The organism is Pseudalkalibacillus decolorationis (assembly GCF_024609785.1).
Classification (GTDB): Bacteria; Bacillota; Bacilli; order Bacillales; family Fictibacillaceae; genus Pseudalkalibacillus; species Pseudalkalibacillus decolorationis.
Genome location: NZ_JANHJQ010000002.1, coordinates 240,055 through 256,968, shown reverse-complemented (window position 1 = coordinate 256,968; position 16,914 = coordinate 240,055). Strand labels below are relative to the sequence as shown.

The window sequence follows — 16,914 nt, the reverse complement described above, 5'->3', positions numbered from 1 at the left end:
ATATTGGATACTTACACATCAGACAACAGGAGGTATTAAAATTTAAATTATGCAACAATTCAAAATCCAGTAGGACAGCCTCGATAAAAACCATTAACGGGGTTTTAGCCGTTCGTTATTAAAAAGTAGGAGAGATACAAGCAAAATAGTATCATCCCAAAATCAATAGGACAGATTAATATAACGGAACGTTGAACGTAATGTATGGCTAACACAACATACTGAGGAGGAATACAATGGAAGGCATAATAAACGAACACGAGGGAACGGGAAACAAACGAAAACATCCTAAGGGTTTATTTTTATTGTTTATTACTGAAATGTGGGAGCGTTACAGCTACTATGGAATGAGATCAATCCTAGTCCTCTATTTAACTGCTGAACTAATTAGTGGTGGGCTAGGAATGGACAAATCATCTGCTTTGATGTTATATGGGCTTTATACGGGATTGGTATACTTTACTCCATTAATTGGAGGTTATCTTACAGACCGTCTTATGGGACTCCGAACAGCAATTACAATCGGTGGAATTACGATGGCATTTGGAGACTTTACCCTATTCCTTGTACAGGAAAAGTGGGGACTCTATTTAGGCTTACTTCTATTAATAATTGGAAACGGTTTCTTTAAGCCGAACATTTCAACTCTTGTAGGTGAGCTTTACGAGAAAAACGACCCTCGGAAAGACTCGGCTTTTACCATTTTTTATATGGGAATCAATTTAGGTGGTCTTATTTCTCCGATTATAGCAGGCTTGATCTATGCCACATGGTTCCACTCAACAACAGGTGGAGTGGAAACTTTCGGGTTTAAATATGCGTTTTTAGCATCATCGATCGGGATGATTATTGGACAAGTACTCTTTAACTCACTTTCCAAAAAATATTTAGGTGATATCGGAGTACAGCCAGCAGCAACAAAAGCTACACCCTCAAATAGTAATGGTTCAGCAGCACCTTTAACAAAGCATGAGAAGCATCGTACGATTGTAATCTTAATTTTGGCATGCTTTACTGTTATGTTCTGGGCTGGTTTTGAACAAGCTGGTGCATCCTTTACGCTCTATACAAGGGATTTTATCGACCGGACAGTTTTCGGGTATGAAGTGCCAGTATCTTTCTTCCAATCACTGAACCCTTTCTTTATCTTGTTATTGGCTCCAGTGGTTTCAATTCTTTGGCTCAAGTTATCGAGAACAAAACGTGGTGACTTTTCGATACCGACAAAAATGTCTTTTGGATTGATCTTACTTGGATTAGGTTTCATGGTTATGGTTCCAGCGGTAATGATAACAGGTAGCGATGAAAGTGCTACAGTTCAAGTAACTATGATGTTCATGATTGTCACCTATTTATTTCATACACTTGGTGAACTTTGCTTATCACCGATTGGGTTATCTCTTGTAAGTAAAATGGCACCAATCAAAATTGCCTCATTACTGATGGGTGTGTGGTTCTTGAGTAATGCAGCCGCAAACTACTTGGCAGGATACATCGCCTCGTTAACTACTCATATTGGTTATCTAGAGATTTTCACTTACTTGGGAATCGCTGCGATTGTGCTCGGAATAATCCTTCTTGCACTCTCTAAATCGTTGCAAAAGCTTATGCATCTTGACGATTTTGAGACTACAACGAAAGTATAATAACGATTTATGTTCTAACGGCATAAATGGAAAAGGGGATCCGAATTATGGGTCACCTTTTTTTACACGTTAAGAAAGAAAATATTTTCTATGATCAATTCAAACCATTTCCTCATTGATACCTTTACCTTATTGCTTTATAGTTGTTATAAATGCATCAACAAAAATAAAGTTGTTATATTTACATCAACCTATAAGAGGTTGATAAAACGATGAAAGGGGATGATAAAATGAGTAACAGTTGTATTTGTATCGCATGTGACGTTAAATCATCTAGAAAAATAGACAAAGATTTTGTTTCTATACTTATACAATGTGCAAAAGATATGAACACGGACTACCAAAGCGATCTGCTTATTCCATTTGATGTTCGAAATGGGGATGAGTTGATTGGTGTTGTAAGAGATTTTTCGAAGGGGTATGCCATTACCAGAAGGTTAAAAGATGTCCTGGCTGAAAAGGAAATTTTCCTGTACATTGGGGTGGGTTTAGGACAGTTAGAATCCACTAACGCAACCATACATACAATGAACGGGTCCGCTGTAATCAATGCACTCGAAGCCAGGGATCGTTTCTTAAAGAAAAACCATACAGAAGCTCGAGCATGGCTTGTTGATGAAAAGCGTTCAAATACATTTTTTTATTCAAAAGAGTATCCGTATCAGGCATTGAATGCACTTAATTATTCCATAGAAGATAAAATTCAGCACCGAAGTGGTAAGCAGCAGGAAGTGGTTCGAATGGTTAATGAACAGCCGAATTTAACCTATGAGCAAATAGGCATAAAGATGGGGTACAAGTCTCCAAAATCAACAGTTAGCTATTTATTAAGACGAGCAGATCATCACACCGTACAAGCATTGAATGATAGCCTAATTGAGTTATTGGAAGAATTGCAAAACTGGTTTAACAAAGAGGGGTCATAGCCTATGTTTCAATTATTTCTTGTATTCGTACTTGCTCATTTGACTGCTGACTTCATTTTTCAAAGAAACAAGACGATCGAGTTAAAGAGAACCAATATTCATAAAGGTTTATGGCGGCATGTTATTTGCCATTTCTCGGTTACACTAGTCGTTGTTCTTAGCTATTTTGTCTTAAGTACGGATTGGTCGATCGGCTTGGTAATTAAAAGCTTAATAGCTGTAGTAGTTATAACTCTTATTCACTATTTTATCGACTGGTTTAAAGAGAGTATGAAAAGGAAGTCGGACCGTGTATGGGTTTCAGGGAGTTTATTTATTTTCGATCAACTGTTGCATTTGCTTTCTATCTTCCTTATCATGCAGCTTCTCGGACTTGTTTCATATTCAATCGAGCAATGGAAAGTAGACTCCGTACAATTCCTATTCGAAGGCATTGACTTTCCCAACGTAACGAAGCTGCTAATCATCTTAAATTTACTATTGATTGCGACTGAGGGAGCGGGTTATTTACTCGGTATTGTTCTGAAAAACCTTGGTCCAAACCTATCCTTAAACAAAGGATCTTATAGTATTTCAGATGAAAAAACAGAGATTAAAACGGTATTGAACGAAAAGGGTGAAGAAGTTAACGAGGTTACTAGAATTAAAACTGAGCAATTTTACAAGGATTCACCAAAAAATATTGGCAGATATATCGGGATAATTGAGCGTCTGCTCATCATCATTTTTATTGTACAAGGATTTCCACATGGGTTGCCATTTTTGATTGCGATAAAATCATTAACAAGATTTAAGCAGTTTGAAAACAAGCAGTTCTCGGAATATTATCTGATCGGGAGTCTTTCCAGTTCAGTCATCGCGGTCGTGATCGGTTATATTATCTTGAGAGTTTTATAAGAGGATATCTTTGATAACCAACTTATATTTTGATGCTAGTTCCTATGAAAAGGGAAATATACCGCTTAAATAAATATGACCTCTATTTAAACGTTTATACCTATATTGAGGAGGTATATGTCCCAATGGAGTCGGTGCTTCAATGTGTTGAAGAGTACAAAATGGTATACTAAGGCTTCAGAAACTACCTAATGGTAAATGAACGAAGGTGAAAGAATGGAGCAATACCCATTACTGAAATTGATTGAGATTAGCAAACGAATTGGTAAACACCAGATCCTATCTGATATCAATTTGGAAATTGGACATGGGGAAATTGTTGGGTTACTTGGTCGCAATGGATCTGGTAAAACAACGTTAATACGTACAATTGTTGGACTTGTAAAAGCGAACAAGGGCAAAGTTATCATCAACGGTACAAATTTAAATTCAGACTTTGAACGTGCGATTCAACATGTTGGAGCGATCGTTGAGAACCCTGAGTTTTATACGTACTTAACTGGTTATCAAAACTTACAACAATATGCTTCCATGTACGGGAATATCTCCGATGAGCGGGTTGAAGATGTCATTGAGCTGGTGAATCTGGTGAATGCTATTGATGATAAAGTCGGGACGTATTCGCTTGGCATGCGTCAACGACTCGGGATTGCACAAGCCATTTTACATCAACCAAAGCTTTTAATTCTCGATGAACCTACCAATGGTCTCGATCCAATGGGGATAAGAGAATTCCGTTCCTATGTAAAGACACTTTGTGAAAAAGAGAATGTGTCGATCATTATTGCAAGCCATCTTTTACGTGAAATCGAGGATTTATGTGATCAAGTCGTAATTATTCAATCCGGAAAAATCGTTCAGGTTAAACAGTTTAAACATCATGATGTCTCTATGAAAAAGGTTCGCTTCGAACTCTTGCAACAAGAAAAAGCGCGGAGCCTTCTTCATAAGAATGGTTTTTCCGTAGAAATAAGTCCAAATGGAGTTGTGCTTGAATTAAAAAAAGAACAAATTCCTGGAGCTATTCGTGTTTTAGTAAACAATGGGATTGACGTTTTTTCCGTAAACTCCATTCAGGCTTCACTTGAAGATGCATTTTTCAAGATACTGGGGGAAACTTCCCATGATTAAGCTCATTCGAAATGAACACATCAAAATTTTTAGCAAGCGAAGTAATCGTATTTTGTTCCTATCATTCGGTATCCTGTGTCTATTATTAGCTTTAATCATGAAAAACTTATTGTCTAGCTCAGGTAATAATGAAAGTTTTATCGATTATTTATTGTTCAGCACTAATTTTCTTTTTCTGATACAATTCTTCCTTATAATTATTGCTGGGTCAATCGTGTCTAATGAATATGATTGGGGTACAGTCAAATTATTGCTCATTCGACCCGCCCGACGATCAAAAATATTGCTTGCCAAATATATAACCGTGTTATTAATTGGCTTTTGCCTCCTCCTGATCTATCTTATTCTCGCTTTATTATTCGGAATGCTGTTGTTTGGATTTTTTGATTTAGCCAGTGACTTTGAAATGATTAACAAGCTTCCGCTGATCTACCTCAACAGTTTAGTTGAGGTTGGTGTAATGGCGACTCTCGCATTTTCGATTTCAACAGTGTTTAGGAGCAGTGTATTAGCCACAGGGATCGCTATTTCTCTCGTGTTAACTGGTCGAACATTTGTAGAAGTGTTGGCACATTATAAAATTGATTGGGGTAGGTATATCCTTTTTGCAAATACAGATTTAACTCAGTTCACAATTGGAAACCGCCCTCTATTTGAGGGTATGGCGTTACCATTCTCAATCATCATTTTATGTGGTTATATGTTGGTTTTTCTAGTAAGTGCATGGTTTGTATTTTGCAGACGTGATGTGACGGTTTGAATGTGTTTATAAAATTTAAAGTTCATTTTCGCAGCTGGTAAAAAGTGCATAAATTACTTAATGTGAACCATCCTAACGAATAAGGTCCTTTTTTTACGAAGGAGGTGTTAGGATGAGCCATCAGAAAAACCAAAATCAAAAGTCAGTTGAGCAAACAGCAAAAACGGTTAAAGATACCACTGATACCGCTTTTGATTCCGTACAAAATGCAGTTGAAGCTACGGAAAGTGCAGCAATGAATACGGTAGACAAAACAGCCGATGCGATGAACAAACAAATGGACAAGAAAAAATAAGAATGACATTGAACGGGATTGCCAAATCGAGGTGATCCCGTTTACACATCAAGTATTCACATAAAAAAATAGTTTTGATAACCTTTCCTAGTTCACTCAACGCTTTATATACCGGACGGAATCCCTTACAAAAAGGTTGAAGGGAAGGTTTGACAAGAATTATAACATTTAGTAAAATAATTTTTATGAACAGTTGATATATCAACTAATTAGGATGATGCATATGGAATACGAACCATTAGATAATATTGGGGTCTTGATTCATACTGTGGATTTAGAGATTACTAGCTATGTAAATAGTCAATTAGCCGCTTTTCAGTTAACATCTGAGCAAAATTTAATTATGGCGCTTCTATGGAAGCATGAAGGAATCTCACAAAATGAAATTGCAACAAAGCTGAAAAAGGATAAAGCTGGTGTTACTCGAATGATTTTTACGCTAGAAAAAAAAGGCTATATTCGGAGAGAAACATGTCCAAATGATAAACGTTCAGTAAAAGTCTACCTAACCGAAGATGGAAGGAAACTTGGGAATGATGTGATCCCTAACAATAAAAGTATCATTCAGCTTATTAGTAAGGGAATGACCAAAGAAGAAATTTTAGAATTACGAAGACTTCTAATGAAAGTTCGGGAGAATGTAGGTCGATCATAATTTGGTTGACAAGGTTATGTCTCATAGTTGATGTATCAACTAATTTTTAATATTCTGGAGGAATTATAAATGAAAGTTGTTGCTATAGTTGGAAGCACTCGGAATGAATCATATAATTTAAAGCTTACAAAGTATATTCAGGAAAAGTATAAAGAACGCCTAGATATAGAGATTTTAAATATTCGTGATCTTCCTCATTATGACCAAGATATTGAATTGGACCCTCCTGAATCTGTTACAAAATTGAAAAGAAAAATTGCCAAAGCGGATGCAGTTCTTTGGGTAACACCAGAGTATAATTATTCTATACCAGGTGTTTTAAAGAATGCAATTGATTGGTTATCCCGTGTGGAAAAAGTCATGTTTGGTAAACCATCATGGATTATGGGGGCAACAATGGGAACATTAGGAACTGTTCGTGCCCAGCAGCATTTACGAGACATACTATTTTGCCCAGGGGTTGGATCTCCGCTTCTACCTGGTAATGAAGTGTATATTGGAGCCGTTCATGAAAAAATTGACGGAGCCGGGAACCTTACACACGAACCAACGATTAAGTTTTTAGATACCGTCGTTGACAGCTTTATCAAATGGTTTAACCAACAACAACCTTTTAATAATAGGTAACTTTAATATGAATTTAATAACTACTGCAAGAGAAAAACCGAATGGAAGAACTATTCGTATCGGGACCTAAACAACGAATTACGTAAAATTCACCAAAAGTTGAAAGCCGCATTCTTTCGTCAAAAAATGCGGCTTTATCAAAAAGAGTTGTTTATTTTTCACATCCTCCCAACCATTAGCCTTCATCACCATTTAACGGCAAATGACCCCAAAATTGACGGATGCTACATCACCCCCTTATAAAAGGAATAGTCTCTCGGAAATTCACTTTCCTTGTTCGCTCTAGTTTTTCCACTAGGGCTTTTTTATTGTTTCACCCCCAAAACAAGGGTGCGAACAAACTTTCCTCTTGACAAATCAACATCGCCCCAAAAATCGAGTTGAAGACCAAAAAACACTCGACGGGGGAATTTTTCAATGCTTCAAAACGTTCGTTCTCACGAATCCTATCTACACTTTGTCGTTGAACAATCCAACAAACACTTCAAGGACAAAAGGTTTCTAAAAGACTTCTACCTGGACCCGATCGTCTGGTGTTCATTGATGGACCTAACAGATACCGCAGCCCTGCTTAAACATCGGTATTCCTCAAACCCTAGAGGAAGGAAACCACGTAATCCTTGTGATATGCTTCGTAGTTTACTGCTTATGCATCAACAACATATAACAAGTGTTGACAAATGGGTGTTCACCTTAAAAACACTTCCCGTCTTTGCCATCCTTAGTGGCTTTTCTCCTGACAACGTTCCAGGGGTCGGTACGTTTTACGACTTTTTCGATCGCCTTTGGCTGGCTCCAACCCCACATCTGACCAGACGGAAGAAAAGAAAGTTGAAGAAGCCGAAAAAGAAAGGCAAAAAGAATCAGAAACTCGAGCCTAAAAACCCTCGGATTGTTGAAAAACTGGTGAAACGTGCCCTTAAAAATAAGAAGGTTCGTTATAACCCAAAAGCACATGATCAACTCCAGATCCTTTTTCAATCCTTGTTCGTCAACCAATCGGCATCAAAAGGATTACTCGGTCATACACAGTCCCTCAGTATTTTGGCGGATGGATCTCCTTTCGTAACGGGAGGTCGACCCTACGGTAAATTCCTTTGTGACTGTCGGAAACAAGGAAATTGGAAATGCCACTGTAAACGGCAATTTTCCGATCCGGATGCCGATTATGGCTGGGATAGTTCGAGAGAAAAGTACTATTACGGACGAAGCTTTTTCATGGTCGCTGCCTCCGATAGCCCATATGATTTACCGATTTATCCAAGGATGTATCGAGCGAGTAAACATGACTCCGTCTTGTTTGTGAGCACCTTTCATGAACTCAAGCATTGGTATCCCGATTGGACATTCGGAGAAGCCATCTTAGATTCTGCCTTAGATGCTTACCCCATCTATGAAATGTTAGAGCACTATGATGTTTCGGCCATCATCGACCTGAACCCTAGGCGCTCGAAACAGTTCACCTATAATGAAATGGAGATTAACTTAGACGGTGTTCCCGTTTGCCCCATCGGTCGGAAAATGCGGGATTGGGGTGTCGATAAGAAACGGTACCGTCGTAAATGGCGTTGTCCAGCTGCCGTCGGGAAATGGACATGTTCAAATCCGTGTTCTGAGTCGGCATACGGGAGAACCTTTTATACATCGACGAAGGAAAATCCCCGCCTTTTTCCTCGTGTGAAACGTGATAGTAAGGAATGGTATAAACGTTATGCGTTACGTAATGGGGTCGAGCGTTGTATCAAACGCCAAAAAGTGGATTATCATTTAGAGGATTCGAAAGGACGTAGTTCAAGACATTGGACCATTCGATCATATTGCATCGGCATGTGTCAGCATGCCGATGCGTGGGTCAAGGAAGCCAAAAAGGGTAACTTTTTAAGCCTAAACCCATTAATAAGGTCTCTTCTGTCCTTATAAATCCATCTTAAAATACCTGTTTTAAAAAATCCACTACATCTGTGGTTTATTTGGCATGTTTATTTTTGAAAACAACTGTTGGAAATTCAGTCTGTGCTCCTAAAATCAGCTGTCATCCCCCAGAAGACCCAGATTTACTCAATTAATTTCCGAGTCTCTATAAGGAAATAACGAATCATTTATCGAAGTAATCAAAAAACTAGGATGGATTGCGAGAAGGATGAAAATGTCTTAAGTTTCTACTTTAGACCAAAGTTACATTTTTGAAAAAGCGCAAGGTGAAGACCTAAATGGTGTAGTTAAGATACTCATGCTGCTGCAGAATGGCTTCAAACAAAAGGGACACATCAATGGGATTTTTATCTAGAGGACGTTCAATCGAACATTCCAGAGGTGAAAGAATCCATTAGTAATGGAAATACATATGTCTTTAGGAAATACAACAATAATAGCCTCCATCACTCTAGAAACTGAACCAAACGAGTGGGATCGTTTAATATGGGAATCAGAAGCGAGCGATGAAGATGTCGTATTATTCATCGGGTGTGATCGATCGAGCCTATGCCGGGCAAGAAATTGGATTGACATTAATGAAGTGGGCAGAAACCTATACCAGTGAAATCGGCAGGAACAGAGTACGCTTCGATTGTGTTGCTCATAACGATGGACTCAATAAGTATTATCAAAAGCGTTATCCTTTACAGGGGGTCTTACATGATTACGGGGAACATTGTAAGTACGAAAAAGTTGTTCAAGTCACTAGCGTTGCATAAATGATGACAGAATATTCTGAAATGTATTTTTGGATCTTTGGGCCAAAAAGCCAGAGCCTTAAATAAAGGTGGTCCTGTCCATTTGGCAATAATATACATTTATACCTGGGTGACAACGACAATGATCAACTTACGAGCTAGACGGTTCTCCTACTCTGCGTAGCCACACATAGGCGGGTTTCCAAATGGCTGCTTTTAACCATCGACTGATTCGTTGGAGAGATTTTTTACTCTTGGTTTCCAATTGAATGAGAACGTTTAGACAGTATACGATCACTGCTGAATAAATCTGATTGTGAATCGCTGTTTCGCTCATTCCATAAAAGTTTTTGATCTTCACATGTTGTTTCATCCACTTGAAAAAGAGCTCAATGGCCCATCGTGATCGATACAGGTCGCTGATCTGTTCGGCACTTAAATCAAAACGGTTCGTGATTAAACGAAGGATATTCCCTTTCGTATCCATTACTTCAAGGAGGCGAAAGACATTTTCAGCTCGTTTTTGAGGACCACCGATGTACACCATTCGATCCGATAAGACCGGACAACCTTCTGAAAGGGGTAGAACCAGCAACCGTGACACGAAGCGCAATTTATCTAAATAATAGAAATAGGAACCGATCTATGCTAAAGAATCGGTTCTTTTTATTTGAAGGATTCATTATAGAGCCAGTCGTTGATCCATATCCATACGGTGAGTTTCGTATGGATAATCGACTAAAGATTTAGTATCAGCTAAACCGATTTCTCAATGGATTCGGTTTATTTTCCATTTTTCGGACAAATTGCACGTCGTAGCGTTGCTGGTTTTACCCCTCAAAAGACGGTATTTTTGTTGAAAGGGGAGTAGGGGGCTACGGGTACAGTTATGGGTTTTCGTTAATCGCTGTGTTCTTCATCCTTCTTATTATCGTTGGTGTACTATAAATATATGAGATATCACAAAAAAAGGAAAGGGACAAGAGTATAGTAGATAAAAAATCCACAGTTGTAATAGTTTGAAAGTCTAGTAAATATTTTCGTAGGTTATTCTCTTGATTATCGTTGGAACGGATTTTAAAGATAAAAACTATTAAAATTTAAACGGTTGTACCTCACTGATCAATCAGTGGAAACATATTGTACAAAAGAAGGGACAAGGAAAGGATGATCCAATTGTATATAAACGAATTGTTATTAATTTTAGTCCTTTTTATTTTGCTTGTAATCATCGGAATCATCATTCTTGGTTTTTAATATGAACCTTTAATTGCTGTACGTCTGATGATAGATTCTATTACAAGATACGAATGTTCCTTTACTAAATAAAAAACGATAGGAGTGAAATACAAATGAGCGACAATCATTTATTCGACATGATCGAAAAGAAAACAGGCCTTAAAAAGGAGAATGTTTTTAGGCTGGCGAATTCGCTGCAAAATGCAAATTTTCGAGATGAACAAACGGTTCGAAAAATTATCAGGCAAATTGCCAAAATGGCGAACCATTCGGTATCTAAAGCGAAGGAAGACAGGATAGTCCACACGATCGTGGATGGGAACGTACCAACAGATTTAGCTTCATTAACTGATATGTTAAAAAGATAGTATAAAAATTGAGGGACTTTCGGACTCATCTCTTTGAATTTAATACTCTATGAAAAAACAAACGTATTTCTTGATTATTTTATCTATACATCTCAGTAATGGTTTCATAGAATGTTACCATACGACGATTAACGTAAAGTTGTATCCGAGTAACCCATAATCCATCTCTCTTCGCCCCCGTGCTGAACGGGGGTTTTTTACATGAATCTATTGAAACTGCCCTACAAGTTGTCCATCCCTTGCATAGATTATTGATATAGATTTTTTAAGGAGCCAGTGCAATGGGGAAGATTATTCATTGGGAACCGTTTGAAAAATACAGGAAAAACTACCAATAAAAACAGAAAAAATCCGTGACGGCAAATGATTTAACGAACGATTGGAACGGAAACATATTTCCTGAAATTAAGGAAAAACAACTACAACCTATCCTTGAATCCATACGACATTCAAGATACCAATACTTCCAAGGAAGATTATTACCAATTACTTGAGCATTATAACGACATATTTGAATAAACACTCCTATTGGAATCAACGAAGCAGGTAAGTGATGAGATACAGCTTGGAACCATTAACCACCTTCGCAAAATCAATAACTTGGCAGGTCACTCATAATCAAACATCACCACTTAGATTTCATTAATCAATATCATGAAATTCCGATAGACATAACCGAGGGTAACTCCTAGTTTTTTGTTATCAATTCTTTGAATGTACTAAAATTCCACTATTGTGGTCAAACACTTGTCCATTACGGATTCCCTGCTTATACATACTCTATTTAATGAGAGCATAAGCTCACCTATTAAAAAGGGGGGATGTTACATGTCTGATTACTATCCTAAAAAGAACAACAACTTTGCGTTAATCGTAGTATTGTTTGTTCTGTTAATCATTGTTGGAGTAAGCTTCATGAATGACAAATATTAATTGATTTCAACCACGATGTAGGGACTTCTCGTCCCTACAGTTTAATTCTCACATTCCCCAAGGCTCTGCTGAAAAAATGATGAAGATTCTGGACATAATCCTCCTACTCCTACCACCACTTAGATTTCATCCTGAATCCGTGGCATAGAATCACCTACCCTGTCCCGGACCGCCTGTTATAATACGATTCCTTCCACTACCGGGGAGGAATTATATAATACGATTTCTAAATGAATCACGTGGTGTCCCAACCGATCCACACGTCGCCGGCTTCAATATATGATGGATCTAGTGAAGCGAGCCCGAGCTAAAAAAGGGGCCCTCGCCCAGTTGTGTTCTTCATCGTTGACGATACACAGTGTAAAAAGGATCGCACTACCTGTCGAATGGAAGGATTGGATCATCACTTTTCCCACTCTGATGGAAAAACGGTCTGGTCCCATAGTCTTTTGACACCCCACCTTTTCAGTGAGGGACACTCGCTTTCCTGGGATTTCCACCCGTATCTTCGTGAAGTATTTTGCCAGTCACACGGTCAAACCTTTAAAAGTAAAAATGACCTTGCGATTGAACTGATTCAATCCTATCAACCGTTGGAAGACGAACAGGTCTATGTCCTTGTAGGTAGTTAGTACACAAGCAAGAAGCTCATTGATGCCTGTAACCAAATAGGATACCACTAATTGGTGGGATAAGGACCAATCGTAAAATCTATCCCAAAGGCATTGGGATCAAGCAATCCGAGTTTGCATCTGATTATATCGCTAAGTCGATCTCCACTCCGTTACGACGGTGGACGGTCATTCCTATAAAATCTATCCGTATGAGGGACCTTCCTTTAAGTGATATCGAAAATGTCCAGGTCTTTTATCTTGGGAAAACGGATTTCGTTCGAAGGAGACGCCATTTTGCCTCCTTTGTACAGACAGTAGCTTGAATGTCGTGAACATTCTGAGCTACTACAATATCCGGTGGAATATTGAGACCGGATACCGTTATTTCAAAGATTTACTGGGCTTCGACGAATACCAGCTGCTTTCCTATAAAGGTATTGAACGATTCTGGTGTGTTCAGTTTTTAGCGTACAATTATCTGGAGTGTCAACGAAAAGACTGGGAAAAAGACCACCCGCTCACAATTGGAGATGTTGTCCGAAGAATACGGAAAGAACTCTCGGTCAACTCATCTTCTACGTTTATGAACAGGCACTGGCAGACAAACCTTTAAACAGGATCTTACGCAGCTTAAAGTTAGTCGCTAAAGTAGTCTGCAATGAACCCACTACCCGTATGTCTTTTTTAAGGAATCTGATCAAAATCTGCAACAGTCAAGTAAATTATAGATTTGTTCAATCCATGTAAGGTCCGACAGTTGATTCAATTGTTTCTTACTGATCTGTGACATCGAACTGTTCAAACGTTTTATACTCCAGAAACGTCGCCCCCCTTAATCGCTTTTCCATTTACTTTTCTTCCCGACGTTGAATAAAAAAGCGATCGCGATTAGGAAGGCCAAAATAAGAAGTAACGGATTAGTATCGTCCGATTTCCTTGATCACATTTCTTTTGACGTTAATTTCATGATGAAAAAGAAGCCTTTATAAAAGGTTTCTTTTTCATTCTGTAAAATCTATCTTGTATTCGACAAAATATTACAACGATGAACAAAAGGAATATGCTAGAAATAACGACGGCCTTATAATCGAGGCGTTTATGGAACGTTTTTTCTAACCAAATTTCTGGATGCTACAGTAAAACAGGGGATCCAAGGATTAACAGAAGAAGAAGCAAAGATTTTTACATCAAATGTCGAAAAACTTAAGGAAAGAGAATAAAGCTCACATTCCGCACGGATCATAATCAACAAAATTAGATTTCTGAAACACAATCGACAAAGTTATTATTTTTTTGATGTGAATTCTAATTTGATATCTATTAATGTGTTATGGTAATTAGATCTTATTTGACCTAAAATAAGTAATAATAAGTAATTAGGATAAATAATTTCAAATATGCTATCGATGTGCGAAGTGTGAGATAAAGGATTCAAGAGTTTTTATTTTTGATATACGCTTAAACTGGAACTATATTGAGAAAAGCAAGCACCTCCAATTTAATATGAGGTGCTTTTTTACAATATTCACACTTCCGTTTTTCCTTTATAGGCATGTTTATGTGGAGGATCACCATCGATCGATGTAACCCCGTTAAATTCATGAAAATGACCCACACCTAGAACGGGAATGGCAGGTCCAGTCACTCCTTTAATACGGTGTTCATGACCATCATCAAATGAAGTGATGGTAAAGTATCTGTGTGTATGAGGAACGCCACTCGGTGCAGGTTTCGTTGTGCCAGCGTATTCATGTCGATGACCGACATCGAATGAGGTTATTCCTCAAAATTCATGGTCATGTAAAGGTTCCCCATCCCAAGTCGTAAGATAGAGCACATGTGTATGTTCCCCATCGGCATTCTCTGAAGAATAATCAAATCCAGAAACAGGCATTTTCATGTTGTTCTCTCCAATCTTAATTTGTTTTTACATATCTATTTGTATGAAAGGGGAAAAGAATCATTAACGTGAAAAACCGCTTTTTATAAAAAAACCATTTGAAGAGATCGATTGAATAAACGCAATTCTGTTACTTAACAAAAAAGATTCCCCAGCGTGTCGCTGAGGAAAGTATAGGATCAACACCACTATAACTATATGCCAAGGCAAAGAAAAAAATCCCTGAATTTTTCACGCTGTACCATATGTGTAAGGAATATAAGTATTATTATGTTCAAATTGAAACCAAGGAAGGAAGGTAACATGATGGCCCGATGGCGTAGACAACGATCATTTATACTTGCTGGTCCCAATAGGTGATATGGATAACGACAACAGACAGTTTGGATTTGGAGGCTTTCCACACGGTAGTCTTGGAGGATTTGGGCACGGATATTCGTCCCGATTTAGGAGGTTTGGATGATTTGGGCCCCGTTTTCGGAATCCGAAGATGCTTCTTTGTATTCTTTTTTAATATACGAGGGGCCAGTCAGGTCAGAACAGGTGAGTTAACCGAGTGATAAGGAAAGCGTTATAATCCACAAGTAACTGGTAAAAAAAGAGAATCTCTTGTTTCAAACCGATTCTCCACCTTGAAAATTTTTAATTTTTGTATCGATTAAAAAAAGCTTCGAAGACAAACATAATAGACGTACCTTGTTTTCTATTACACTTTCCTATCACTATCTTTTGGTTCTACTTGTTTTTAAATAATGAAAATATGTCACCGCCCATTTGTTTAAATTGGCCAGCTAATTTCATCATTTCGTCTACGGTTGAATTTATTTTATCTATATCCCAATGGCCTTCTGGTGTTTTGAATTCAGACATCATTTGGTTAATAAAGTTGGACTCAGTCGACTGGTTCCTATGGGGTACTTGTTGAGGTGGGGGAGGTCCAGAACCGAACATCATATCGAATGGATCAACCTCATAATCTTCATGGTTTTGGTTGGTTTGATTTTGAAAATTCATTAATCGAACTCCTTTCTTGACTTATAAGTCATTCGTATAAAGAAATTTCGGTGGAAAACGCAAAAATTCAAGAGAGATGATCATAACGAAAGGAATAAAGATCCTAATACTTACAATTCAGAAAAAAGAGGTAAATCTCTCTCGGTGTAACCTCTTCATAAACCTTGATAGATTGCTGTCTATATAGTAAAGGCAACCCCTTTGTCTAAACAAATACATTAGTATTTAACAAATGCTGTTCCGACGATAATTAAAAGGATAAATAATACAACGATGAGTACAAAACCACTGCCGTAACCATATCCGTAGCTACCCTCTTTTTATTCTTTTTTCAGGGATTAATAGCAGCCGAATCCGCTATAGCCTCCGTATCCAGCACCCATACCTTTCTCTCCTTTTCTCTAATTTTTAGGATTTCCTCACCATAATGTATGTTGAAGTTTAAAATTTGTACAAGATATTCGTGTAGAATTAGAATAGGCAAACAATGTTTGTTTGTTTTTGAGTATGGATTCTCATCAAACATTTTAAATAATTCGTTCCCTTGGTTTGGATCAATTTCTAATTCGGAAATAATTACCATTACTAACTATAAAGCATAAGAAAGTTCAAAATGGAATTCACTCATTCTCGATACATATCCTTTACCAAAAATGTCTTTCAACATAACCTAATATGGAAGACCTTGAAGTAGGATAAAAACTGTCTGAACATTATTTTCATTTAAAAATATTGGTGAAGCAGTTGAAATTAGATGTTGTGATGGTCATGTTTATAAAGGGATAATTGACCATGTCGACCATGAACATGTATATCTAGCCCCTATAGATGGCCCTCGGTATGATGGCCCAGATCATTCGTTGCCTGGATGTAGCATGTTTTTATGGGGGGAGGTTCTTTTGCTGGTGGCTTTCTAGGTGGATTAACAGGTGTTGCGCTTGGCTCCATCATTTTCTTTAAACTGTTTCCATTTTTTGTTAAGTAGTACGTAAAACCTTTCCGTGGGAGTGCTCCAAGTTCATTACGAGGAATTGGAGGGCGATCACGGATTCATTCGTTTGTGGAAGGCGTGCTCGAATAAGACCAAGCCCATAGCTGCACTTGCCCTTCCAAATTTCCCTTCTATTGCATTTTGTTCTACGGGATCATGTTTTCCAAATGTTTTTGTTCTCCATGATCCTTCTTGAAGGTCGGCCTAGCTTGGGGCTATTTGTTGCTTAGTTTATATGTTTATTGG

17 protein-coding genes and 4 pseudogenes are annotated in these 16,914 nt (G+C 37.9%); 15 read left to right on the top strand and 6 right to left on the bottom strand.

Annotation, left to right across the window (positions count from 1 at the left end; genetic code table 11):
• Positions 1–236 precede the first annotated feature (236 nt).
• From NON16_RS03160 to NON16_RS03135, 6 genes are all read left to right on the top strand, one after another.
• A complete protein-coding gene (locus tag NON16_RS03160; protein WP_257347018.1) occupies positions 237–1,646 on the top strand; it encodes a peptide MFS transporter in 1,410 nt (469 codons plus the stop codon).
• Between the two features lie 230 nt (positions 1,647–1,876).
• A complete protein-coding gene (locus tag NON16_RS03155) occupies positions 1,877–2,572 on the top strand; it encodes a hypothetical protein (RefSeq protein WP_257347017.1) in 696 nt (231 codons plus the stop codon).
• Between the two features lie 3 nt (positions 2,573–2,575).
• Positions 2,576–3,469: a DUF3307 domain-containing protein gene (locus NON16_RS03150; RefSeq protein ID WP_257347015.1), complete on the top strand. Its 894-nt coding sequence runs from the start codon at positions 2,576–2,578 to the stop codon at positions 3,467–3,469.
• A 216-nt stretch (positions 3,470–3,685) separates the two neighbouring features.
• A complete protein-coding gene (locus tag NON16_RS03145) occupies positions 3,686–4,600 on the top strand; it encodes an ABC transporter ATP-binding protein (protein WP_257347013.1) in 915 nt (304 codons plus the stop codon).
• Positions 4,593–5,360 (top strand): ABC transporter permease, encoded by a 768-nt coding sequence (locus NON16_RS03140; protein WP_257347011.1) that lies wholly within the window; start codon positions 4,593–4,595, stop codon positions 5,358–5,360. Before NON16_RS03145 ends, NON16_RS03140 begins: the two co-directional genes overlap by 8 nt.
• Before the next feature lie 112 nt (positions 5,361–5,472).
• Positions 5,473–5,655: a hypothetical protein gene (locus tag NON16_RS03135; RefSeq protein ID WP_257347009.1), complete on the top strand. Its 183-nt coding sequence runs from the start codon at positions 5,473–5,475 to the stop codon at positions 5,653–5,655.
• Positions 5,656–5,697: 42 nt separating this feature from the next.
• On the opposite strand, the pseudogene NON16_RS25820 reads toward NON16_RS03135, so the two are convergent.
• Positions 5,698–5,770 (bottom strand): annotated as a pseudogene (locus NON16_RS25820) (Tn3 family transposase); the annotation flags it as partial.
• 108 nt (positions 5,771–5,878) lie between these two features.
• Here NON16_RS25820 and NON16_RS03130 point away from each other — a divergent pair.
• From NON16_RS03130 to NON16_RS03115, 4 genes are all read left to right on the top strand, one after another.
• On the top strand, positions 5,879–6,310 hold the full coding sequence (locus NON16_RS03130; protein WP_257347007.1) for a MarR family winged helix-turn-helix transcriptional regulator: 432 nt from the start codon (positions 5,879–5,881) through the stop codon (positions 6,308–6,310).
• Between the two features lie 69 nt (positions 6,311–6,379).
• Positions 6,380–6,937 (top strand): NADPH-dependent FMN reductase, encoded by a 558-nt coding sequence (locus NON16_RS03125; RefSeq protein ID WP_257347005.1) that lies wholly within the window; start codon positions 6,380–6,382, stop codon positions 6,935–6,937.
• A 417-nt stretch (positions 6,938–7,354) separates the two neighbouring features.
• Positions 7,355–8,857, top strand: coding sequence for a transposase (locus NON16_RS03120; protein ID WP_257347003.1), 1,503 nt, complete (start codon positions 7,355–7,357; stop codon positions 8,855–8,857).
• Positions 8,858–9,375: 518 nt separating this feature from the next.
• Positions 9,376–9,630 (top strand): N-acetyltransferase, encoded by a 255-nt coding sequence (locus NON16_RS03115; protein ID WP_257347001.1) that lies wholly within the window; start codon positions 9,376–9,378, stop codon positions 9,628–9,630.
• Positions 9,631–9,760: 130 nt separating this feature from the next.
• On the opposite strand, the pseudogene NON16_RS03110 reads toward NON16_RS03115, so the two are convergent.
• Positions 9,761–10,174 (bottom strand): annotated as a pseudogene (locus tag NON16_RS03110) (transposase); the annotation flags it as partial.
• Positions 10,175–10,458: 284 nt separating this feature from the next.
• Between NON16_RS03110 and NON16_RS03105 the strand changes: the two are divergent.
• The 5 genes from NON16_RS03105 (at position 10,459) to NON16_RS25550 (ending at position 13,376) form a co-directional block, all read left to right on the top strand.
• A complete protein-coding gene (locus NON16_RS03105; RefSeq protein ID WP_257347233.1) occupies positions 10,459–10,557 on the top strand; it encodes a YjcZ family sporulation protein in 99 nt (32 codons plus the stop codon).
• Between the two features lie 404 nt (positions 10,558–10,961).
• Positions 10,962–11,216, top strand: coding sequence for a stage VI sporulation protein F (locus tag NON16_RS03100; RefSeq protein WP_257346999.1), 255 nt, complete (start codon positions 10,962–10,964; stop codon positions 11,214–11,216).
• A gap of 828 nt (positions 11,217–12,044) precedes the next feature.
• A complete protein-coding gene (locus NON16_RS03095; protein ID WP_257346998.1) occupies positions 12,045–12,149 on the top strand; it encodes a YjcZ family sporulation protein in 105 nt (34 codons plus the stop codon).
• A gap of 332 nt (positions 12,150–12,481) precedes the next feature.
• Positions 12,482–12,781, top strand: coding sequence for a hypothetical protein (locus NON16_RS03090; protein WP_257346995.1), 300 nt, complete (start codon positions 12,482–12,484; stop codon positions 12,779–12,781).
• Positions 12,782–13,091: 310 nt separating this feature from the next.
• Positions 13,092–13,376 (top strand): transposase, encoded by a 285-nt coding sequence (locus tag NON16_RS25550; RefSeq protein WP_372508726.1) that lies wholly within the window; start codon positions 13,092–13,094, stop codon positions 13,374–13,376.
• Between the two features lie 912 nt (positions 13,377–14,288).
• Here the strand turns inward: NON16_RS25550 and NON16_RS03085 are convergent.
• The 4 genes and pseudogenes from NON16_RS03085 to NON16_RS25545 form a co-directional block, all read right to left on the bottom strand.
• On the bottom strand, positions 14,289–14,543 hold the full coding sequence (locus NON16_RS03085) for a YmaF family protein (protein ID WP_372508739.1): 255 nt from the start codon (positions 14,541–14,543) through the stop codon (positions 14,289–14,291).
• An 855-nt stretch (positions 14,544–15,398) separates the two neighbouring features.
• Entirely contained in the window at positions 15,399–15,677 is a 279-nt protein-coding gene (locus NON16_RS03080) for a YppG family protein (protein WP_257346993.1), read from the bottom strand.
• A 218-nt stretch (positions 15,678–15,895) separates the two neighbouring features.
• A pseudogene (locus NON16_RS03075) lies at positions 15,896–15,985 on the bottom strand (YjcZ family sporulation protein); the annotation flags it as partial.
• A 702-nt stretch (positions 15,986–16,687) separates the two neighbouring features.
• Positions 16,688–16,830 (bottom strand): annotated as a pseudogene (locus NON16_RS25545) (transposase); the annotation flags it as partial.
• Positions 16,831–16,914 lie beyond the last annotated feature (84 nt).